Here is a 19,597-nt window from a genome sequence, read left to right on the forward strand (position 1 = left end):
CGCAGCTCAGTAGCGGTAGGTATCGGGCTTGTACGGGCCTTGTTTGGGCACGCCGATGTAGGCAGCTTGCTCGTCGCTCAGCTCGGTCAGCATGGCGCCGACCTTCTTCAGGTGCAGGCGCGCCACCTTCTCGTCAAGATGCTTGGGCAACACGTAGACCTTGCCCACGTCGTAGCCATCAGGATGGCAGAACAACTCCATCTGGGCGATGGTCTGGTTGGCAAAGCTCGACGACATCACAAAACTCGGGTGGCCGGTACCGCAACCCAAATTCACCAGCCGACCTTTGGCCAACAAGATGATGCGCTTGCCATCGTCGAAGATCACGTGATCAACCTGCGGCTTGATCTCTTCCCATTGGCAATGGGTTTCAAGCTTGGCGACTTGGATTTCGTTGTCGAAGTGACCGATGTTGCAAACGATGGCCTGATCCTTCATCGCCTGCATGTGCTCAAAGGTGATGACATCACGGTTGCCGGTGGTGGTGACGAAGATATCCGCCTTGTCCGCCGCCCACGCCATCGTCACGACCTTGTAGCCTTCCATGGCAGCTTGCAGGGCGTTGATCGGGTCGATTTCTGTCACCCAAACTTGGGCGGAAAGAGCCCGCAAAGCTTGGGCCGAGCCCTTGCCCACGTCACCGTAGCCGCAGACCACCGCGACCTTGCCGGCGATCATCACGTCGGTGGCACGCTTGATGCCGTCCACCAACGATTCGCGGCAGCCGTAGAGGTTGTCGAATTTGCTCTTGGTGACCGAGTCGTTGACGTTGATGGCACGGAACAGCAGGGTCCCTTTGGCGCTCATTTCCTTCAGACGATGGACCCCTGTGGTGGTTTCCTCGGTCACGCCGATGATTTGGGCGCTCTTGCGGGTGTACCAAGTCGCGTCCTCCAGCAGTTTGGCCTTGATCGACGCATAGAGGCAGGTTTCTTCTTCACTTTGCGGGTGATCGAGCACCGATCGATCTTTTTCAGCGCGCTGCCCCAAATGCATCAACAGCGTCGCGTCACCACCGTCATCCAAGATCATGTTCGGGCCTTCGCCTGCCGCCCCTTTGGGGCCGAAGTCAAAGATACGGTGGGTGTAGTCCCAGTAATCGGCCAGCGTCTCGCCCTTGTAGGCAAAGACCGGTGTACCGCGCTCGACCAAAGCCGCCGCCGCGTGGTCTTGGGTCGAGAAAATATTGCACGAGGCCCAACGCACCTCAGCACCCAAAGCTTGCAGAGTCTCGACCAGCACAGCGGTCTGGATCGTCATGTGCAAGCTACCCGTGATGCGGGCACCCTTCAACGGCAACTTGGCCGCGAATTCTTCGCGGATGGCCATCAAACCGGGCATTTCAGTCTCGGCGATGCGGATTTCCTTGCGCCCCCAAGCGGCGAGGGTCATATCAGCGACCACAAAGTCGTGATGAGCTGGCTGAAGATGGGTTGAAGTGGAAGCTGCGGTCACGTCGTTCTCCAAAAAGGCGAGAGGACCTGCAAGCACAACGCCGAGACAGCTCCTCCATCCAGAGGGCCCCGAGTGATCACTCACCGCACGGCGGGTACATGCAGGTGAGCGTGGTTGCAACAAGGATTTTTCGAGCCTGGGGCCTCATCAGACCTTGCAACGCTCCTCGAAAGGATTGGCATTATAGGCTCAACCTATCTCGCCATCTTGGCATCCCACAGCAAAAAGTTATCCTCCAAGCATCTCTTTTTGATTTAAATATTTAAATGGTAGTAGTAATAGAAGGCGAGCCATTTCTGTGGATAACTCATTTTTATCCTTTTAAAACAATGACTTATCTAATGCATAAGTCTGTGGGCTAGTCATGGGATAAGTGGATGACAGGTTGATAACAACTTGGGATGCGTCGTGATGGGGTGTGGATAACTTAGGGGTTGTTCAAAAGTTATCCCCAGGGTTATCCAGCGGTGGGCCTGTGGATAACTTGGGTGGTCTTCCTTGTACGATGAGCGCCCTGGTTCTGAGGTGCATCGGAGTTCTCATGTCGGAAGGTTTGCCCATTTTTGCTGTGCTCGATTTCGAGACCACTGGCTCCTCGATGTCGCAGGGGGCGAGGGCGACTGAGATTGGCATCGTGCGGGTGTTGCGGGGACAGATCCTCGACCGCTATCAAAGTCTGATGCAGACCGACGCTTGGGTGTCACCCTTCATTGAGCAACTCACGGGGATCAGCAACACCATGGTGCGGCAGGCGCCTCCCGCAGCTCAAGTGATGCAAGAGGCCTCGGTGTTTGCCGCTGATTGCGTCATGGTGGCGCACAACGCCTCTTTTGACCGCGTTTTCTGGCGTGTTGAGCGCAAGTTAGCGGCATGTCATCCCGCGCTCTTTGATGAGCCGACAGGCTTCATTTGTACGTTGATGCTGTCACGACGGCTTTATCCCGAGCTCAGCAGTCACCGGTTGGGGGCGTTGGCTGAATCCTTTGGGTTGCCCGACACGGGGCGAGCGCACCGAGCGTTGGCCGATGCAGAAGTGACGGCGCACCTGTTTCTGCGCATCGTGCGTGACGTGGAGCAGCGTTTTGCGACGGAGTTGGCGGGAAGGCCGGTTTGTCCTGACTTGCTTCGGGCGATCCAGCAGTCGGGCAAGAAAAACCTATCTTCTTGTGTCGCGCAGTTTTGCCAGAAGCAAAACGCGCAGAAAACCGTTCAGGCCTCGAAATCAGCCCAGCAGGTGGGTGTTTCGTAAAGGCGTAGACGCCGCAGTTGCAGGCCTGAACCGTAGTGGTCTCGATACAGCGGCTGCAAGATCTCGAAGGCGATCGCGACCAAGTTCTCTGCTGTGGGAATGCGTGGCAAAACGATGGTCTTGTGGCCGGGGATCTGGGTCAGCAGCGGCATGATCACGCTGTCACCCTCGTAGACCAGAAAACCGTGGTCCCAGCGATCCACCAAGTGCGTTTTGGCGATGGTCTTGACTTCACTGAAGTCCATCAACATGCCGTGATCGCTGTGACCTGGCCGGTTGACGGGTTCACCTTGGAGGGTGATTTCAAGCACATAGCGGTGACCGTGCAGATTGCGGCATTGGCTCTTGTGGTCGGGAATGCGATGGCCGGCGTCGAATTCCAGTCGTTTGGTGATGGTCAGCACGCGCGTGAGCCTTTTCTGTCAGAGATCTATCGGATAGACAAGATTTTGTGGGTTTGCAGGCTCAAACGCCAGCGTGGATGCTTCATGCAGTAAGCCACGGCTGCTTCGATGTTGTTGGCCTGGTCGATGCCGTCCATGGCTTGCAAGTAGCAATGCTCGAAGTGCAACTCACCTGCCAGCATGCGAGCTTCAAGATCGGAAGGGTTCAGTCCAGCCTGTGGATAAACCAGTTTCAGTTCATGGCCCTGCTTTTGGCGCCATGGCGCACCCGCTTTGGGGCTGACGCAGATCCAATCCAATCCGCAGGGGGCCTCAAGACTGCCATTGGTTTCGACGGCAATCTGGAAACCTCTGGTGTGCAGAGCGTCGATCAGCGCTGCGTCCACTTGCAGCAAGGGTTCGCCCCCTGTCAGCACCACCAAGCGCATGGCTGTGCTGACAGGGTCTTGTCCGGCGGTTCGGGTCCAGTGCAGGGTGATGGTGTCTGCCAGCTCATGGGCCGCATCGAACTTGCCCCCACCGTCACCGTTTGTGCCGACGAAATCGGTATCGCAGAATGCGCAGATGGCTGTGGGACGATCGTCCTCTCGACCTGTCCACAGGTTGCAACCTGTGAATCGACAAAACACGGCCGGTCGGCCGGTATTGGCGCCTTCACCTTGCAACGTGTAGAAGATTTCCTTGACGCTGTAAGTCATGGTGAAGAGGTATGGCAAAGCCGGGTCACGGGGCGGCGATTCTATGACAGGCGTGGCAAAAGTGTTCTGGTCACAGAGCTCCGGGGCCGGGTGAATTTGTTGCCTTTGGCGGGGGATGTTGTTGGACAATTGCTTGCAATTTGTGCTTTTATTCACGATCTATGGGGCTGTGATGGGGGGATGCTCACCATCTTTGAGGGGGGTAGAACAGCTTCCTCTACATTTCTTTCCTCAGCTTGGCGTCGCGAACCCTCGGCAGACCTCGACTTCTACGGCCTGACCTTCTTCCAGCCCATGGCGATCTTTCCTCAGGGACTTACCCATATCGACCGCCGTTGTACTCCGGCCGAGCGGCGGGTGTTGCATCAATTGCGGCGTTGTCTCGAAGACGACTATTTGGTGTGGCACAACTTGCCCATGGGTCCCCGTGGCTATGCCCCCAATTTCTTGGTGCTCAGTCCTCGTTGGGGGTTGCTGCTCTTAGAGATCCGGGACTGGACGCGGGTGCAAATCCAGGCGATGGATCGAGATCGGCTTCAACTGGTGGTGCCACAAGGTCTATCGACCACCGTCTCACCACTGCGTCGGGTTCGCGAAGAAACCCTTGCCATGGTGGCCTTGATGCAAGTTGATCCCAGCTTGGTGCGTGGTGGCGGCTCTTTCAGTGGCAAGTTGATGTTTCCCTATGGCTGGGGTTTGGCCTTGCCGAACTGGCGTGCTGCTGATTTGAACGATGCGACAAATTCGCAAATGAAAGCCATTTTTCCGGCAAGAAGAACGCTGATTGATGAAGACGTTGCGGATGATGTCGATGCGGTGACCTTCGTGCAGCGTTTGTGGGGCATGTGTACGGTGCACTATCCAAGTACCTTGACTTTGCCGCAACGTGACCGTATCCGCTGGCATCTTTATCCAGAAATGCGGGTTCAGCCGTTTTTGACGGCATCGTCCATGGACCATGTCGCCACCTCGGCCTTGGCCTATCCCTCGGGTTTTGGCATGGCAGCCATGGTTGCCGAGACGGAGGGTGATGCGTTATGCACGGTGATCGATGAGGTGCTTGACGTGGATCTGGGGGGGCCGCCGGTCGCTGTCAATCGTTTGTTGGGTCACCAAGTCGCCGATCACTTTGATACCGTGCCTCCCCCGTCGAGCGTGCCTGAACTGATGCAAGTGCTTGACCTGAAGCAAGAGCAACTGGTTCGGACGTTGGGAGATGGGCATCGCGTCATCCATGGTGCGGTGGGGTCGGGCAAGACGATGATCCTGATCTATCGCGCCCAGCAGTTGATGACCCAAGCTTGGCCCGATCGGCCTGTGCTGATCCTTTGTTACAGCCGGATGTTGGCCGGGCGCCTTGAGGCGGTTTTGCGCGCTCGGGGGATCGATGAACGTGTGCAAGTTCGGACCTTCCATGCTTGGTGCGAAGACTTGGTGCGCTCTTGTGCCTTGACCGTGCCGACGGATCGTCGGGCGGTGGATTACTTGGACCTTTTGCCACGCACGGTGGACCGCGCGATGACGGAAGGTGTGGTGCCTTCAGATCTCTACACCGCACTGTTGGTCGATGAAGCGCATAACTTCGACGATCTTTGGCTCCGGATGGTGGTTCGGATGGTCGATCCTGTGACCCAGCACTTGTTGGTGGTGTACGACGACGCTCAATCGCGGCATCAAAAGGCGCGGCGGTTGTTTAGCTTTGCCAGTGTGGGCATTGAGGCGCGGGGTCGAACCTACTGGTTGCGCACCAACTATCGCAATACCGCCGAAGTGTTGGCCACATCGATGCGTTTGGCCCAGTCCTTGCTGCCGCCCTCAGAAGTGGCCCCAGGAGGGATGGACGGGGTGACAGACGACAGCATGCAACGCGTTGCCCCAGCCAGCGGCGGTCGGCGAGGGGCCATGCCCCAGCTGATTGAGGCTCGGGATGCGGAGACCGAGGCCATGCTGATTGCCGATCGCTTGGCCCGGGCCCACGCCGAGGGGCGGCCCCTGCAAGATTTGGCGGTGTTGTGCCGGGCCAAATTTTTGATGCCGCCCATTGAGGCTGCGTTGGTGCGCCATGGATTGCCAGTTCAGTCGATGGGGCAGCGGGGTTTTCAGCACATCGATTGGGGCGAGTCGAGCATCAAGGTGTTGACCTTGAATGCGGCCAAGGGCTTGGAGTTCCCCGTGGTGGTGGTGGCTGGCTTGCAAGTCATGCCGATGCGCAGCGAGGCGCTGGATGAAGAAATACGGCTGCTGTATGTGGCGATGACGCGGGCCACCGAGGAGTTGCTGCTTGCGACCCATGGTGACTCGGTGATGGTGCAGCGTGTGCGTGATGCCTTGGCGGTGGTCAAGGACGAACTGCGTGCCCAAGAAGCCTTGACCAAATCGACCCGGTATCACACCGACATCCGCATTTAGGAGGGCTGAAACCATGACGTTCTTTGACCGCAGCAGCCAAGACGTTGGCAACATCGTTGAGTTTGGACATCTGAACGTGTGTGTGCCCGATCAGCAGCAGGCGCTCATCTTCTATGTCATGGGCTTGGGTCTGACGCGTGATCCGTACCTGAATACGGGTGTGGATAACTTGTGGATAAATGTCGGCGCAACGCAGTTTCACTTGCCCACAGGCACCGCTCAAGTGCTGCGTGGCCGAGTGGGGCTGGTGATGCCCGATCTGGGCGCTTTGCTCGCGCGGTTGGAGCGCATCCAGCCGCGTTTGGTTGGGACTTGCTTCCGTTTCAGTGCGGTGGACCCCGCGACGGTGGATGTGGTGTGCCCTTGGGGCAATCCAATGCGCATCCATGCACCTGACGCGGCGCGTTTTGGTCGCATCTTGCTCGGTATGCCCTATGTTGAGATCGATATTCCGCCAGGATCGGCTGTCTCACTGGCCCGCTTTTACCGCGAAATATTGGGCAATCAGGCCAAATTGGCGACGGATAACGACGGCAATACGCCGGTGGTCCACATTCCTATGGGGATCAGCGAAGGCCTTGTGCTGCGTGAAACCACACAGCCCTTGCCCGCCTATGACGGTCACCACATCCAGATCACCGTGGCCGATTTTTCGGGTGTGCATCAGCGCTTGGTGGCGCGCGGCTTGATCAGCGAGGAAAGCAACCTCAGCCAGTACCGTTTTCAGGATCTGATCGATCTCGACAGCGGGGGCGTGCTGCTCACCTTAGAACATGAAGTTCGCAGCATGCGCCACCCGCTCTACGCCCGTGCGCTGATCAATCGCAACCCCGAACTCACCCACCACCACTACGCCAGCGGTCACGAAGAGGCAGTGTGGCGGATCAGGACAACGTGACCCGATCACCGCCGCTATCTTTGGATTGATACATGGCTTGGTCAGCCTGCGCGCGCAGGCTCTCGGCATCAAGGAGTCCGTCCAAGTCCAAGGCGACGCCGATGCTGGCGGAGATCTGGACCACCAAGCCGGCGCCCAAGTCAAAAGGTTCTTGAAGCCTGAAACGGATCTTTTGCGCCACGGCCTCGGCATCCTCCGGTTCTTTGACGCCGTGCAGTAGCGCGATGAATTCATCCCCGCCGACTCGGGCCGCTGTGTCGGACTGTCGCAGGCAAGCCTGTAGCCGACTGGCGACTTGCACCAGCAACCGATCGCCAGCCTGATGGCCGTGGGTGTCGTTGATGGGTTTGAATCGATCCAGATCGATGAAGATCAGCGCCATCCGATCACCGACACGGCGTGACAGGTTCAGCCCCTGCTCCAGCCGATCCATGAACAAGGCACGGTTGGGCAGGCCGGTCAAGGCATCGTGATAAGCCAGATGGTGGATGTGTTGCTCTTTTTCGCGTTGCGCGGAAATGTCGTGGAAGACCACCACCACCGCATGCGGTCCAGTCGTACTGGGATGGGCGGATACCCGCAAGGCCACCGGGAAGCCCTGCCCTGTGCGACGAAAAAACCAGTCTTCAACATTGCGAGATAGGCCATCGAACCGGGTTTTCAGGACGGGACAGGCCTGTGCCGAATATTCCGTTCCATCCTCGTGATGGTGATGGATCCGCTGGTGGATATCCTGCCCGATCAGTTCGCTGCGCTCGTACCCCAGCATCTGTAGGGCCGCCGTATTGATCACGGCACATCGGCCCGTCGAATCCAGCTCGTAAACCCCTTCATTCATGGTTTCCAGCAGATTCTGGCGTTGCTCGATTTCTTTCTGGATGCGCGCCCGCTTGAGCGTGAGGGTTTGATTGGTGTGGATCAACCAGATCGACAACAGCATCACTGTGAGCACCAAGCCCGAAGTCACCGCGATTTGCCATGGATAACGCGACCAAATATCGACCACCGTGAAGGCTGGCATGTGATCGAACGGCGGCAGCCGCAGCGTTCGCAGCACGTTCTCGGTCGGGTCATAACGACTTGGAACCGTGAAATAGGGCATCTGACCCGACGAGGCTGGTGTGGCCAGTCCAAGGACAACGGCGGTCAGGCGTCGCGCGAGATCCTCCTCAATCCGGTTGCGCGCCACCAGCGGCCATTCCGGGTAGAGCCGTGTTGAGACGTGCAGGGGAAAGCGTTGGAAACGGGTGTTTCGCAAGGGTGTTCCGGAAGGGGGCTGGGGCTCTATCGTGGGTGCCGGCAGGATGCGCAGATCCGTGGCCTGCAACTGGCCATCACGGATCATGCTTTCGACCACGCCGGTACGGACAAAGCCGGCATCTGCCCGGCCAGCCATCACTTCGCGGATCACCGCATCATGGGGTGTGCCGACAAACTCGACGGTGAAGTCGTGGTCATAGCTCAGGCCCACCTGTTCAGCCTCAAAGGCTTGGGCCATGAACCCACCAAAGGACGATCGCGTCACGGCCGCGACCCGGTGCTCTTTCAAATCCCTGATGGTCTGGAGATCGTGTCGATCAGCTCGGACCACGATGACGCCGCCAAAAACCGACAACGGCTCCGGGCCAGGATGGACCCAAGTGGCCAAGGGCGCGCTGAGCGCGAAGCGCTCCGACACCACGAAATAATGACCCGGGTTGGTGAGGATGAAATCCGCTTTGTCTTGGCGGAGATCGTCTTCCAGTTCGGGATAGGTGCAAAACCGCAGCTGGAAATGATGTTCAGGAAAGGCTTGGTTCAGCTGGCGGATCAGGCTGTCAAATCGATCCGGCATCTCCGAGTCATGGCGATACGCCAGAACATCCATCTGTACCGGTCGGGCCAAGGTGGCCGAGGCCATGCTGATGGCCATCAACAAGACCCAACAGCCCCTAAAAATCAGTAGCAATCGATTGCTTTTCACGGAAATACCCACCCATCGATTTCAAACCATCCGCAATATGACCTTTCTTGATGAGGCCTACCTTGATTTTTGCCAAGTCTGCCAGAGTCGGTGGGTGGATTTCTGCGGTGGCTGGCTGGGGTGGTTTTAGCGCTTCAGCCGTTGTCGGAGGCCCCGCTTGGCCAAACGCATGGGTGTGCGGTGGGCGGTCCAGCCGGCTTGGTGGGTGGGGGTGAAGGCGCGCAGGCGTCGGCCCAAGCCCATGGTGGTGCGGTACAGCCAAGGGTGGGTGTTGAGCCATGCCCAAAGCCGCCACGCCAAGGCTTCCTTCCAGTCCTTGGCACTGGCTTGACCGGCCAGCGGGGCATGGCCGGGGTCGGCGTCGTGCTTGGCAGCCCGACGCAGCTGGCGCAACAGATCAGGAATCGGGATGCCCACGGGGCAGACCTCGGCGCAAGCACCGCACAAGCTGCTGGCGGTGGGCAGGTCTTGGGTGGGATCCAAGCCCAGCAGATGCGGCGAGATGATCGAGCCGATCGGCCCCGGATAGGTCGTGCCGTAGGCCAGCCCGCCGATGCGGGCGTAGACCGGGCAGTGGTTCATGCAAGCACCGCAGCGGATGCATTGCAGCGTCGGGCGGAAATCGGCATCGCGATAGGCTTGGCTGCGACCGTTGTCGAGCAGCACCAGATGCATTTCCCGAGGCCCGTCGAGTTCGGGCGATTCGGTACCTTCGCGGCGCGGTCCGGTGATGACGTTGAGATAGGTTGTCACCGCCTGCCCGGTGGCCGAGCGGGTCAGCAGGCTGTAGAGCGGCAGCACGTGCTCGAAGCGTTCCACCACTTTCTCGATGCCGGTGATGGCGATGTGCACCTCTGGCACGGTGGTGCACATGCGGCCATTGCCTTCGTTTTCGACCAGCACCAAGGAGCCGGTTTCGGCCACGAGGAAGTTCACCCCTGACACGCCGATCTTGGCGTCACGAAATGCGCCGCGCAGCACCCGCCGGCCGGTGGCGATGAGCGTGTCCACATCTTCGGTGTAGGGCGTGTCGGGGATTTTCTCTTCAAAGAGCTGCGCGATCTGCTGCTTGGTCTTGTGGATCGCCGGCATGATGATGTGGCTGGGCCGCTCATCAGCAAGCTGCACGATGTACTCGCCCATGTCCGATTCCAGACAGTCGATGCCATGCGCTTGCATGCGGTGATTCAGCTCGATTTCCTCGCTGACCATCGACTTGCCCTTGATCATGCCGCTGGCCTGATGCTGCTGGGCGATGGCCAAAAAGATCGCGTTGGCCTGCTCCGGCGTCTCGGCCCAATGCACCTGCACACCGTGCTGGATGAGGTTGGCTTCGAGCTGTTCGAGTAGATCCGGCAGCTTCGAGAGGCTGTACTGGCGGATTGCCTCGCCCACGCCGCGCAACGACTCGAAGGTCGCCACATCGCCAAAGTGTCCGGCGCGCTTGGTTTGCAGGAAATCCATCGCGCTGCGGAAACTGCGCCGCAAATGCGCGTCATCGACTGCGACGCGGGTGTTGGCCTTGAACTGGCGCGGATCGACGAAATGGAGCGGTGCGGTGGACGTCATGGCCGGACCTCCTTGGGATCATGAATCAGCACGATCACCAGCTGCTTGGGGCCGTGGGCGCCGTAGGCCAGCACCTGCTGGATGTCGGCGGTTTTGCTCGGGCCGCTGACCAAGAGCAGGTTGGTGGGCATGTCGGCTTCGGGGTGGAGCGTCGCCATCGCGGCGGCCAGACTGGCGAAGATCGTCGAGGACCGTAGCACGGCGATGTGCAGCGGCGGTACGAGCGAGAGTGTGCGCGGCTCAGCCGGGCCTGGTTGCAGGATCAGGCTGCCGGTATCGGCCACGCCAGCCAAGGCGCTGGTGATGCCGGCGTCGATGGTGTCGAACAACTCGGCTTTCCACTGCTCCAGCGGTTGATCGAAGCGGCGCAGCGCCAGTCCAGACAGCGCCGGAACAAGCTCGGCGTGCTGCGGGCCTCCCGCGCCGATGGCCACGCGGCGGCAGCCGTGGCGGTCCAAGGCCTCGCGCACGGTGGTGGCCCACGTTGTGGGGTCAGCGTGCAGCACCTCGGCGCGCCAGCCTTGGGCGGCCGTTTCGAAGGCCGTCAGCAGATCGCCCGAGGCACCTTGGCCGAAAGGCCCTTGGTGATAGGCCGTCAAATCCGGTGTGGGCAGCGGCTGCTCGGGAGCGGCGGCACGCAGACGGCCGAGGATGGCGCTGCGGGCGGGGATGGACGTCGATGCAGTCATGGCGGCTCTCAATCGGTGACCTGTTGCGCGGCCTCGGTGCTGCCGAGCACGCGTTCGCGCAGGAAGCTGGCCAGATGCACACAGCGCGGCAGGGTCTCACCCGATTTGCTGGCCTCGCGGCGCTTTTCAGCGGCGTGGTGCAAGTTGAGCAGGCAGCCGCAATCGGCGCTGACCACCACGTCGGCACGGCTGTCGCGCAAGGCTTCGAGCTTGTCGGACACCATCGCGCCCGAGATCGCCGGATGCCGTGCCGAGAAGGTGCCGCCGAAGCCGCAGCATTCGGTCACGCGCGCTTGCTGCACCAGCTCCACGCCGGGCAGGGCGCGCAGCAGCGCTTCACTGGGTACGTGGCTGCCCATCTCGCGCCGCGCCGAGCAGCTGGTGTGTAGCGCCACCTTGACCGGCTCGCGGCGTTGAGCGCTTGCGGGGCTGAGCCCGTCGTGAGCCAAGTCGTGGATAAAAGCACTCCACTCGACCACCCGTGCGCCGATGTCTTGCGCGCGTTTCAACAGCTCGGGGTCGTCGGCGAGGAGCCGGGGCCAGTGGTGCACCATCATCCCGGCGCAGGAGCCGGAGGGCACCACGATCGGCCAAGGTTCGGGGAACAGATCCAGCTGCGAGCGCGCCACGCGGCGGGCCTCTTCGGTGTAGCCGCTGGTCCACGCGGGTTGACCGCAGCAGCTTTGGGCTTGGGGGAATTCGATCTCGATGCCGGCGCTGCGAATCAGCTCGATGGCGTCCATGCCGGCTTGCGGCGCCATCAGATCGACCACGCAGGTGGCAAAAACGTACACCCGAGTTGGACGGGGTCTCGGGTTTTGGAGTGGGAGCGCATTCATGGGGTGCATCCTAGAATCCCGGGCCCAGCACTTGCTGACAGAGCAAAGCACCATGGCCCGATTGCGTCGACTTCCACCCATCCATGCGCTGCTGGCGTTTGAGAGCGCGGCTCGCTTGGGTGGTTTTGCCCCGGCAGCGGCCGAGCTTTGCATCACGCCCAGCGCCATCAGCCATCGCATTCGACAGCTCGAAGCCCAGTTGGGTGAACAGTTGTTTGAACGGACCGCCAGCGGCGTTCGGCTGACCGACGCTGGTCAGCACTGCTTGGTGGGGGTGCGGGAAGCCTTCGACCGGCTTGCCAGCCTGTCGCGCAGCAATCCGCACGATGACGTGGTGCGCTTGGTCGTGGGCACGCCGCCGACTTTCGCGCGCAATTTGCTGATCCCGCGTCTGCCCGAGTTCCAGCGACTGTGGCCGGACATCGAGATTGAGCTGGCGATTGGTGCGCCGATGCAAGACCGACCCGAACGCCACGATGTGGATATTCGCTTCGGCAGCGGCCTGTTCGACGAGCGGTTGACGGTCAAGCTGTACGACGACCGGCTCGATGTGCTGGTTTCGCCGGCCTTTGTGCAACGCCACCCTGCGGTGACGCGGCCCGCCGAGCTGGCCGGGCTGGAGCTGCTGCGCAGTCCCTTGGTGCCTTGGTTGCCGTGGTTTCGGGCCGCAGGCTTGCCTTGGCCCGAGCCACAGCGTGGCACGATCTTTACCGACTTGGGTGCCTTGCTTGAAGCCGCCGCCAGCGGTTTGGGCTTGGCGGTGTGTTCGCGGCGCATCGCCGAGCGCTGGATCCGGGACGGGCAGTTGATCCTCTTGTTCCCCGATCTGGAGGTGCCCTCCACCAACACCTATCACGTGTTGGTGGAGCGCGACCTCGCCCCTCGGCCCGAGGTGGCCGCCTTCACCGATTGGTTGCGCTCCACCTTTGCTTGACGTCATCTCAACGAATCACCATCAGCGAGAAGGGCCAGACATAGGCTTGCAGGGTGACGTACACGCCCACCAAGCAGGCCAAGGCGATCGAGTGGAAGAACACGTAGCGCAGGATGTCGCCTTCATGGTCGAACCAGCGCGTGGCGGTCGAAGCCACCACGATCGACTGGGCGTCGATCATCTTGCCCATCACCCCGCCGGAACTGTTGGCCGCACCCATCAAGTTGGGTGACAGCCCCAGCTGTTCAGCCGCCACCTTTTGCATGCCACCAAAGAGCACGTTCGAGGCGGTGTCCGAGCCCGTCAGCGCCACGCCGATCCAGCCCATCAAGGTGCCGAAGAAGGGGTAGAGCACGCCGGTGTTGGCGAAGGCCAAGCCCAAGGTGGTGTCGGTGCCGGAGTAGCGCGTCAGCGTGCCCAAGGCCAGCATCAGCACGATGGTGATCAGCGAGTAGCGCACCAGCCAGAAGGTCCGACCAAAGGTGGCCAGCAGTTGCAGCGGGTTGTACTTCATCACCAGTCCACCGACCAAGGCGGCCAAGAAGATGCCGGTGCCGGTGGCTGAGAGCAAGTTGAGGGTGTAGACCGCTGCTTCCTTGCGCGGGGAGGGCACCACGGGCGGCATCTTTTCGATCAGGTTGTGCAAGCCGTCGATCGGGAAGGCCGGTGCCCAGATGCCGTTCCAGAACTTCTTGACGTCGGGCAGGCCCCAGATGAAGACAAACACGGTCAGGATGATCCACGGCAGCCAAGCCCGGATCACGTCGCTGCGCGGGTGACGGCGCGGTGCTTGGGCCACGTGGCCTTCGCCGCCGTCTTGTTCATGGCCTTTGAGCGAGACCGAGCGCCAGATGGTCTTGGGCTGCCACATGCGCAGGAAACTCACCAAACAGATCATCGACACCATGGCGGCGATCACGTCCACCAGTTCCGGCCCGATGTAGTTCGACACCAAGAACTGGGTGATGGCGAAGCTCAGCCCGGTGACCAAAATGGCCGGCCAGATCTCCCACATCGCCTTGCGCCCCGCAAAGGCCCAGATCAGCCAGAACGGCACCAAGAGCGAGAACAGCGGCAGCTGACGACCCACCATCGCTGACAGGGCCATCACGTCGTAGCCGTGCACCTTGGCCAGCGTGATCACCGGCGTGCCCAGCGCACCGTAGGCCACCGGGGCGGTATTGGCGATCAAGCTCAGGCCCGAGGCGGCCAGCGGCGAGAAACCCAGCCCGATCAGGATCGCGGCGGTCACGGCCACGGGGGTGCCGAAGCCGGCAGCACCTTCAAAGAACGCCCCGAAGGCAAAGGCAATCAGCAGCAGTTGCAACCGGCGGTCTTCGGTGATGCCGGCAATCGAGTCTTGCAGGATCTGGAAGCTGCCGTTTTGTTCCGTGAGCTGGTGCAAAAAGATGATGTTGAGCACGATCCAGCCGATCGGCAGCAGGCCGGTCAAGCCCCCGAGCAGCGCAGCGTTGCCCGCCATGCCCATGGGCATGCCGTAGACGAAGACGGCGATGGCCAGCGCAGCCACCAAACCGGCACCCGCAGCGATGTGGGCTTTGAGGTGCAGGAAGCCAAGTCCCACCAGCATCACCACCACCGGCACAGCAGCCAGCAAGGTGGAAAGGGCCATGTTGCCCAGGGGGTCGTAGATCTGTTGCCACGTCATCGGTTGCCTCCTAAGGGCCTGAAGAGAGAGTGAATGCGCGCGATGGTCCGGGTCTCGTACCGGGATGACAAACGAAAGATTTTCAGCGCGGGTGACGAACAACTTTCATTGCGGATAAACCCGCAGGCCACCGTTCTGCCGTCATCGGCTCAAGCCGATAGACTCCCGGCCCATGAAAACATCGACACTGATCGTCATGAGGTGGCTTGGGTGGGCGCTGGTTGGGGGGGGGCTTTTGCCCGCCCAAGCTGCTGAGGTCCAAGTCGCGGTGGCCAGCAACTTCACCGCCCCGATGCAGGCGATGGCGGTGGCGTTCGAGCGCGAGACGGGCCACACGGTGCGGATGTCCTTCGGCGCTTCGGGCAAGTTCTATGCGCAGATCAAGCACGGCGCGCCGTTTGAGGTGCTGCTTTCGGCCGATGACGAAAAACCAGTGCAGCTGGAAAAAGACGGTCTGACGGTGCCGGGGAGTCGGTTCACCTACGCCTTGGGCACCTTGGTGTTGTGGTCGGCCCAAGCCGGGCTGGTGGATGCCAAGGGCGAGGTGTTGGCCAAGGGGGCCTTTCAAAAGTTGGCCATCGCTGCGCCGAAGTTGGCCCCCTATGGCGCTGCGGCCATGGAGGTTTTGAGCGGCATGGGTGTGCTGGCGGCGGTCCAGCCCAAGCTGGTGCAGGGCGAGAACATCGCCCAGACCTATCAATTCGTCAGCACCGGCAACGCTGAGCTGGGCTTTGTTGCGTTGTCGCAAGTGATGAAGGACGGTGTTTTGAATGCCGGTGGTTCGGCTTGGATCGTGCCGGCCAAGCTGCACCGCCCCATCCGCCAAGATGCGGTGTTGCTCGCCAAAGGCCGGGGTAACGTCGCGGCTGAGGCGCTGCTGGCGTACTTGAAAACCGACAAAACCCAAACGCTGTTGCGCGCCTATGGCTATGGCCGATGAGTCGATCTGAGCGGATACAAGCCGATGCTGCATGACGGTGATCTTCAAGCCCTTGGGCTGACGCTGCGGCTGGCGGCGGTGGTGACGCTGCTGCTCTTGGTCGTGGGCACACCCATCGCTTGGGGCTTGGCGCGCAGCCGTGCGTGGTGGAAGGGGCCGGTGAGTGCGCTGGTGGCGCTGCCGCTGGTCCTGCCGCCTTCGGTGCTGGGCTTTTATCTCCTGATCGCCATGGGGCCCGAGGGCTGGGTCGGGCGCTTGAGCCAAACCTTGGGCTGGGGTTTGCTGCCGTTCACGTTCTGGGGGCTGGTGCTGGGCTCGATGGTCTACGCGCTGCCCTTCATGGTGCAGCCGCTGCAAAACGCTTTCGAAGCGCTGGGCGAGCGCCCGCTGGAAGTCGCGGCCACCTTGGGTGCTGCACCGCTGGATGCTTTTTTCAGTGTGGTGGCGCCCTTGGCGCTGCCGGGGTTTGTCAGCGCCTGCGTGCTCACCTTTGCCCACACGGTGGGGGAGTTTGGTGTGGTGCTGATGATCGGCGGCAATGTGCCCGGCCTCACGAGGGTGGTGTCGGTGCAGATTTACGACCACGTGGAGGCGCTCGAATATGCCGATGCGCACCGGCTGGCGGCGGTGATGTTGGTGTTTGCGTTTGCGGTGCTGCTCAGCCTCTACGCTTGGCAAGCGCGGGCTCGCACCCGCGCGGGCATAGGGATGGGTATGGGCCGATGAGCATCGAGGCCCGTTTCAAGATCGACTGGCCGGGTTTCGGCCTCGACGTGGATCTGACCCTGCCGAGTCGGGGCGTGACGGCGCTCTTCGGGCCTTCGGGTTCGGGCAAAACCAGCGTGTTGCGTTGTTTGGCTGGGCTGGAGCGCGTGCCTCAAGGTCGGCTGCGTTTTGAGGGTGAGCTTTGGCAAGACACCACGACGTGGGTGCCGACCCATCGGCGGGCGCTGGGTTATGTGTTCCAAGAGGCGAGTCTTTTCCCGCATCTCTCGGTGTTGGGCAATCTGCGCTACGGCCTGCGGCGGCGTCACAGTGCGTCCGACCTGAGTCTGGATCATGCCATTGAGTTGCTCGGCATCGAGCCGCTGCTGGCGCGTCATCCTGCGCGCCTCTCAGGCGGTGAGCGCCAACGGGTGGCGATCGCGCGCGCTTTGGCGGTCAGTCCGCGCCTGCTGTTGATGGATGAGCCTTTGGCCGCGCTGGACGTGGCCCGCAAGCAAGACATCCTGCCCTACCTAGAGCGGCTGCGCGATGAGTTGCAGATCCCGCTGATCTACGTCAGCCACGCGCCTGACGAGGTGGCGCGGTTGGCGGATCACTTGGTGGTGATGGCCGAGGGTCGCGTGCAGGCTGCCGGGCCTTTGGCGGCCACGCTGGCTCGGCTCGATCTGCCGATCCGGCTGGGCGAGGACGCGGGGGTGGTGTTGTCGGGGGTGGTGGCTGAGCGCGATGCGGCTTGGCATTTGCTGCGCATCGACTTTGCCGGTGGGGTGGTGTGGACCCGCGATAGCGGGCTGGCGTTGGGCCGCGCGGTGCGTGTGCGTGTGCTGGCGCGCGATGTCAGTCTGGCGCTCGATGCCTCGCCGGGCAGCAGCATCTTGAACATGCTGCCCGCTTGCGTGGACGCGTTGGCCGACGATGAGCATCCCGGCTTGCTGCGGGTGCGACTCATGGTGGGTGCGAAGGGCGCATCCAGTCAGGGCCAAAGCCCGATCTTGGCGAGCTTGACACGGCGCTCGGCGGCGGCACTGAGCCTTACGCTCGGGCAGTCGTTGTGGGTGCAGGTGAAATCGGTGGCGCTGCTGGAGGGGCCGTCGCAGCGGGGCGACCGCTGAGGCTGTCAGCTCAGCGGGTTTTGCAGGCTTGAAAAGCGCGCGCACCCAAGGCCATACGCAGCGCGGTGATGCGGGTCTGGATGGCGGCATCCGCAGCGGTGATGCGTAGGGTGTGGGCGAGGCCGGGCGGCAGAATCTGCACGATGCGTGCGCTGCGAACGCGGTTGGTGTTGAAGTGCATCAACGCATCCTCAGCCGCTTCTAAACGCTGGAAATCACCCAGCGATAAGCCAAAGATCAGTTCGGGGATGTCGCGAACTTCGTCGACTTGCGTGACGTCGAGTCGCCGGAGTTCTTCGGCTTTGCGCAGCATCACCTCTCGACTGGGATAGCGCCCCATGTAGAGGATCCATCGGCCCGGGATGTCGCGCGTTTGCACGGTCCACTGGTGTGAATCGATGCTGGTTTTGAGAATCGTCACCGCTTGTTCAAGTTCAGCGGTGCTGAACGGACCGGCTTCCAAGCAAGCCAGCGGTCCGCCTTGGTCCGATGAAGGACTTTGGGGCTGAATTTGCACGGCTTCGGGGTGGACCTGTTGTTGCACGCGACCGGGTTCACGGTCGCCCAACGGATCAATGCCCAAGACGCGGGTCAGATGCCCTTGCGTCCAGGTGAAGAACGCCAAATTGGCGATCAATAAAAAAAGAACCAGCCCTCTCAGCATGGTCGAACGCTCACTTCTCCGCTGTGGATGGTTTCAATGCCGCTGGCAGTATGCACGAGCAAGGCGCCTTCGTGGTCGGTTCCAGCGGCTCGACCTTGAATCGAGGGGCCGGCTTGAACGATGCATCCGGCCAGCACATCCCGGGCGGCGAAGCGTGCCTGAAAGGCCGCCCAGCCCTGATGTTCGAAGCTCTGGAGTGCTTGGAGCAAGGGTGCGGCCAAGCGGTGCAAGGCTGTGGGGGCATCCAGAGCGGTATCTAGGCTTTGCAGGCCGGCGTAGCCAGTGTTGAAGGGGGTGTCTGGGAGGTGTGTGGGTTGGGCGGCGATGTTCAGACCCACGCCGATGACCAGCCAGCGCTGAGCGTGGGGCAGCATCAGGGTCTCGATCAAGATGCCGCCCAATTTATGGGCGCTGAGGTCGCTTGGATCGTTGTTTCGTAGCCACAGATCGTTCGGCCATTTCAGCCCCAAGCGTGGCGAGGTGCCCGGTTGGGGCTCTAAAGCGTCGGCCAGTGCCACGCCGACGGCCAGCGACAGACCGGACCAGTCTTGTGGGGCGTAGGGCAAGCCCAAGGAAAAGGTCAGTGAGTCACCGGGCTCTGACCACCAAGAGCGGCCCATGCGGCCCCGTCCGGCGGTTTGACGCTCCGCCACCATCAGGCAGGGCGCTGGGTCGCCCAAGCGCGCGCGTTCAAGCAGTGCGGCGTTGGTGGACGCCGTTTCAGGCAGCACCTCGATGCTGAGTCCGGGGCAAAGGGGCTCTAAGGCTAGCCAGAGATCTTCGGCCCGCCAGTTCACACCATTCACGTCATTCACAGTCGGGGCTTTCGCTTGGCTTTGGGTGCGAGCAGGGTGCCGCGACAGGTTGGGGCGCCGCAGCGGCAGGCGTAACGCTGTTTGAGTGCGGCGGTGTAGCGCTCGTCGATGCTCAGGCGGTAGTCGAAGGTGAGTTCCTCGCCGGCCGCGATGTCACGCAGCGCCCGGATGTGGATGCGCCCGCCATCGTCCTCGGTGTCGCAGTTGGGCGCGCAGGCGTGGTTGATCCAGCGTGAGGAGTTGCCCCGCACCCCGCCGTCGATCACCCGGCTGTCGTCAATGTGGAAGTAGAAGGTGTGGTCTGGCTGCGCAGGATCGTGCGGATGACGACGCAGCGCCTCGGGCCAGTCGATCACTTCACCGATGTACTCGATGATCCACGCACCCGCAGGGATGTTGATCAAGGCAAAAACCCCCCGGCCATGGACCTTGGAGCGGCGTACCTGAATGCGACGTGCGCGATATGTGGAGGGCATGCTCGGCCAGGGGCTGGAACTTTGAGTAGATTGGTGGGTGTGGGCATGCGCGCAAGCGCGCGCGAGGCTCGAATTCTAAAGAACAGAA

18 protein-coding genes and 1 riboswitch are annotated in these 19,597 nt (G+C 61.5%); of the genes, 7 read left to right on the plus strand and 11 right to left on the minus strand.

All coding sequences use genetic code 11. The features are described 5' to 3' along the window. Positions 1 to 6: 6 nt before the first annotated feature. Entirely contained in the window at positions 7 to 1,404 is a 1,398-nt protein-coding gene (gene ahcY / locus AB3X39_RS10155; RefSeq protein ID WP_369417352.1) for an adenosylhomocysteinase, read from the minus strand. A 150-nt stretch (positions 1,405 to 1,554) separates the two neighbouring features. Beyond that, positions 1,555 to 1,629: riboswitch (S-adenosyl-L-homocysteine riboswitch) on the minus strand. A 367-nt stretch (positions 1,630 to 1,996) separates the two neighbouring features. On the opposite strand from ahcY, the gene AB3X39_RS10160 reads away from it, so the two are divergent. Further along, positions 1,997 to 2,704, plus strand: coding sequence for a 3'-5' exonuclease (locus AB3X39_RS10160; RefSeq protein WP_369417261.1), 708 nt, complete (start codon positions 1,997 to 1,999; stop codon positions 2,702 to 2,704). Here the strand turns inward: AB3X39_RS10160 and queD are convergent. Both queD and queE read right to left on the minus strand, forming a co-directional pair. After that, positions 2,665 to 3,108 carry a 6-carboxytetrahydropterin synthase QueD gene (queD, locus tag AB3X39_RS10165; RefSeq protein ID WP_369417262.1) on the minus strand — a complete coding sequence of 148 codons (444 nt, stop codon included), beginning with the start codon at positions 3,106 to 3,108 and terminating at the stop codon, positions 2,665 to 2,667. The two genes, AB3X39_RS10160 and queD, sit on opposite strands and share 40 nt — an antisense overlap. A 26-nt stretch (positions 3,109 to 3,134) precedes the next feature. Further along, a complete protein-coding gene (queE, locus tag AB3X39_RS10170) occupies positions 3,135 to 3,806 on the minus strand; it encodes a 7-carboxy-7-deazaguanine synthase (protein WP_369417263.1) in 672 nt (223 codons plus the stop codon). A gap of 294 nt (positions 3,807 to 4,100) precedes the next feature. On the opposite strand from queE, the gene AB3X39_RS10175 reads away from it, so the two are divergent. Next, positions 4,101 to 6,215 carry a 3'-5' exonuclease gene (locus AB3X39_RS10175; protein ID WP_369417264.1) on the plus strand — a complete coding sequence of 705 codons (2,115 nt, stop codon included), beginning with the start codon at positions 4,101 to 4,103 and terminating at the stop codon, positions 6,213 to 6,215. A 13-nt stretch (positions 6,216 to 6,228) separates the two neighbouring features. Then, on the plus strand, positions 6,229 to 7,113 hold the full coding sequence (locus tag AB3X39_RS10180) for a hypothetical protein (RefSeq protein WP_369417265.1): 885 nt from the start codon (positions 6,229 to 6,231) through the stop codon (positions 7,111 to 7,113). Here the strand turns inward: AB3X39_RS10180 and AB3X39_RS10185 are convergent. From AB3X39_RS10185 to AB3X39_RS10200, 4 genes are all read right to left on the minus strand, one after another. Further along, complete coding sequence (locus tag AB3X39_RS10185) at positions 7,100 to 9,025, minus strand: diguanylate cyclase domain-containing protein (protein ID WP_369417266.1); 1,926 nt, start codon at positions 9,023 to 9,025, stop codon at positions 7,100 to 7,102. The genes AB3X39_RS10180 and AB3X39_RS10185 overlap by 14 nt on opposite strands. Before the next feature lie 177 nt (positions 9,026 to 9,202). After that, entirely contained in the window at positions 9,203 to 10,645 is a 1,443-nt protein-coding gene (locus tag AB3X39_RS10190) for a LutB/LldF family L-lactate oxidation iron-sulfur protein (protein WP_369417267.1), read from the minus strand. Continuing rightward, the gene (locus AB3X39_RS10195) at positions 10,642 to 11,334 is read right to left on the minus strand and encodes a LutC/YkgG family protein (RefSeq protein WP_369417268.1); all 693 of its coding nucleotides are present in this window, start codon (positions 11,332 to 11,334) and stop codon (positions 10,642 to 10,644) included. Before AB3X39_RS10195 ends, AB3X39_RS10190 begins: the two co-directional genes overlap by 4 nt. Before the next feature lie 8 nt (positions 11,335 to 11,342). Continuing rightward, positions 11,343 to 12,173 (minus strand): (Fe-S)-binding protein, encoded by an 831-nt coding sequence (locus AB3X39_RS10200; RefSeq protein ID WP_369417269.1) that lies wholly within the window; start codon positions 12,171 to 12,173, stop codon positions 11,343 to 11,345. 52 nt (positions 12,174 to 12,225) lie between these two features. Here AB3X39_RS10200 and AB3X39_RS10205 point away from each other — a divergent pair, with 52 nt between their 5' ends. Further along, positions 12,226 to 13,107, plus strand: coding sequence for a LysR substrate-binding domain-containing protein (locus AB3X39_RS10205; RefSeq protein ID WP_369417270.1), 882 nt, complete (start codon positions 12,226 to 12,228; stop codon positions 13,105 to 13,107). Between the two features lie 7 nt (positions 13,108 to 13,114). Here AB3X39_RS10205 and AB3X39_RS10210 read toward each other — a convergent pair whose 3' ends face one another. Then, positions 13,115 to 14,776, minus strand: a complete 1,662-nt coding sequence (locus tag AB3X39_RS10210; protein WP_369417271.1) for an L-lactate permease — start codon at positions 14,774 to 14,776, stop codon at positions 13,115 to 13,117. Positions 14,777 to 14,972: 196 nt separating this feature from the next. Between AB3X39_RS10210 and modA the strand changes: the two genes are divergently transcribed. From modA to modC, 3 genes are read left to right on the plus strand one after another with little or no spacing between them, the layout of a single operon-like run. Then, a complete protein-coding gene (gene modA, locus AB3X39_RS10215; protein WP_369417353.1) occupies positions 14,973 to 15,716 on the plus strand; it encodes a molybdate ABC transporter substrate-binding protein in 744 nt (247 codons plus the stop codon). A 24-nt stretch (positions 15,717 to 15,740) separates the two neighbouring features. Next, positions 15,741 to 16,442: a molybdate ABC transporter permease subunit gene (gene modB / locus AB3X39_RS10220; RefSeq protein WP_369417272.1), complete on the plus strand. Its 702-nt coding sequence runs from the start codon at positions 15,741 to 15,743 to the stop codon at positions 16,440 to 16,442. After that, positions 16,439 to 17,554 carry a molybdenum ABC transporter ATP-binding protein gene (gene modC / locus AB3X39_RS10225; RefSeq protein WP_369417273.1) on the plus strand — a complete coding sequence of 372 codons (1,116 nt, stop codon included), beginning with the start codon at positions 16,439 to 16,441 and terminating at the stop codon, positions 17,552 to 17,554. Before modB ends, modC begins: the two co-directional genes overlap by 4 nt. 10 nt (positions 17,555 to 17,564) lie before the next feature. On the opposite strand, the gene AB3X39_RS10230 is transcribed toward modC, so the two are convergent. The 3 genes from AB3X39_RS10230 to AB3X39_RS10240 are packed head-to-tail and all read right to left on the minus strand — an operon-like array spanning position 17,565 to position 19,509. Then, positions 17,565 to 18,218: a hypothetical protein gene (locus tag AB3X39_RS10230; protein WP_369417274.1), complete on the minus strand. Its 654-nt coding sequence runs from the start codon at positions 18,216 to 18,218 to the stop codon at positions 17,565 to 17,567. After that, positions 18,212 to 19,033, minus strand: coding sequence for a biotin--[acetyl-CoA-carboxylase] ligase (locus tag AB3X39_RS10235; RefSeq protein WP_369417275.1), 822 nt, complete (start codon positions 19,031 to 19,033; stop codon positions 18,212 to 18,214). Before AB3X39_RS10235 ends, AB3X39_RS10230 begins: the two co-directional genes overlap by 7 nt. Further along, positions 19,030 to 19,509 carry an SET domain-containing protein gene (locus tag AB3X39_RS10240; protein WP_369417276.1) on the minus strand — a complete coding sequence of 160 codons (480 nt, stop codon included), beginning with the start codon at positions 19,507 to 19,509 and terminating at the stop codon, positions 19,030 to 19,032. Before AB3X39_RS10240 ends, AB3X39_RS10235 begins: the two co-directional genes overlap by 4 nt. Positions 19,510 to 19,597 lie beyond the last annotated feature (88 nt).

The sequence above is a fragment of the Leptothrix ochracea genome (assembly GCF_041083635.1).
GTDB lineage: Bacteria > Pseudomonadota > Gammaproteobacteria > Burkholderiales > Burkholderiaceae_C > Sphaerotilus > Sphaerotilus ochraceus.

Excerpts from the sequence above, each read along its gene's own strand:
- AB3X39_RS10160 (WP_369417261.1), top strand. The coding sequence starts at position 1,997 with ATGTCGGAAGGTTTGCCCATTTTTGCTGTGCTCGATTTCGAGACCACT.
- queE (WP_369417263.1), bottom strand. The coding sequence starts at position 3,806 with ATGACTTACAGCGTCAAGGAAATCTTCTACACGTTGCAAGGTGAAGGC.
- AB3X39_RS10175 (WP_369417264.1), top strand. The coding sequence starts at position 4,101 with ATGGCGATCTTTCCTCAGGGACTTACCCATATCGACCGCCGTTGTACT.
- AB3X39_RS10180 (WP_369417265.1), top strand. The coding sequence starts at position 6,229 with ATGACGTTCTTTGACCGCAGCAGCCAAGACGTTGGCAACATCGTTGAG.
- AB3X39_RS10185 (WP_369417266.1), bottom strand. The coding sequence starts at position 9,025 with ATGGCCATCAGCATGGCCTCGGCCACCTTGGCCCGACCGGTACAGATG.
- AB3X39_RS10190 (WP_369417267.1), bottom strand. The coding sequence starts at position 10,645 with ATGACGTCCACCGCACCGCTCCATTTCGTCGATCCGCGCCAGTTCAAG.
- AB3X39_RS10195 (WP_369417268.1), bottom strand. The coding sequence starts at position 11,334 with ATGACTGCATCGACGTCCATCCCCGCCCGCAGCGCCATCCTCGGCCGT.
- AB3X39_RS10200 (WP_369417269.1), bottom strand. The coding sequence starts at position 12,173 with ATGAATGCGCTCCCACTCCAAAACCCGAGACCCCGTCCAACTCGGGTG.
- AB3X39_RS10205 (WP_369417270.1), top strand. The coding sequence starts at position 12,226 with ATGGCCCGATTGCGTCGACTTCCACCCATCCATGCGCTGCTGGCGTTT.
- AB3X39_RS10210 (WP_369417271.1), bottom strand. The coding sequence starts at position 14,776 with ATGACGTGGCAACAGATCTACGACCCCCTGGGCAACATGGCCCTTTCC.
- modA (WP_369417353.1), top strand. The coding sequence starts at position 14,973 with ATGAGGTGGCTTGGGTGGGCGCTGGTTGGGGGGGGGCTTTTGCCCGCC.
- modB (WP_369417272.1), top strand. The coding sequence starts at position 15,741 with ATGCTGCATGACGGTGATCTTCAAGCCCTTGGGCTGACGCTGCGGCTG.
- modC (WP_369417273.1), top strand. The coding sequence starts at position 16,439 with ATGAGCATCGAGGCCCGTTTCAAGATCGACTGGCCGGGTTTCGGCCTC.
- AB3X39_RS10230 (WP_369417274.1), bottom strand. The coding sequence starts at position 18,218 with ATGCTGAGAGGGCTGGTTCTTTTTTTATTGATCGCCAATTTGGCGTTC.
- AB3X39_RS10240 (WP_369417276.1), bottom strand. The coding sequence starts at position 19,509 with ATGCCCTCCACATATCGCGCACGTCGCATTCAGGTACGCCGCTCCAAG.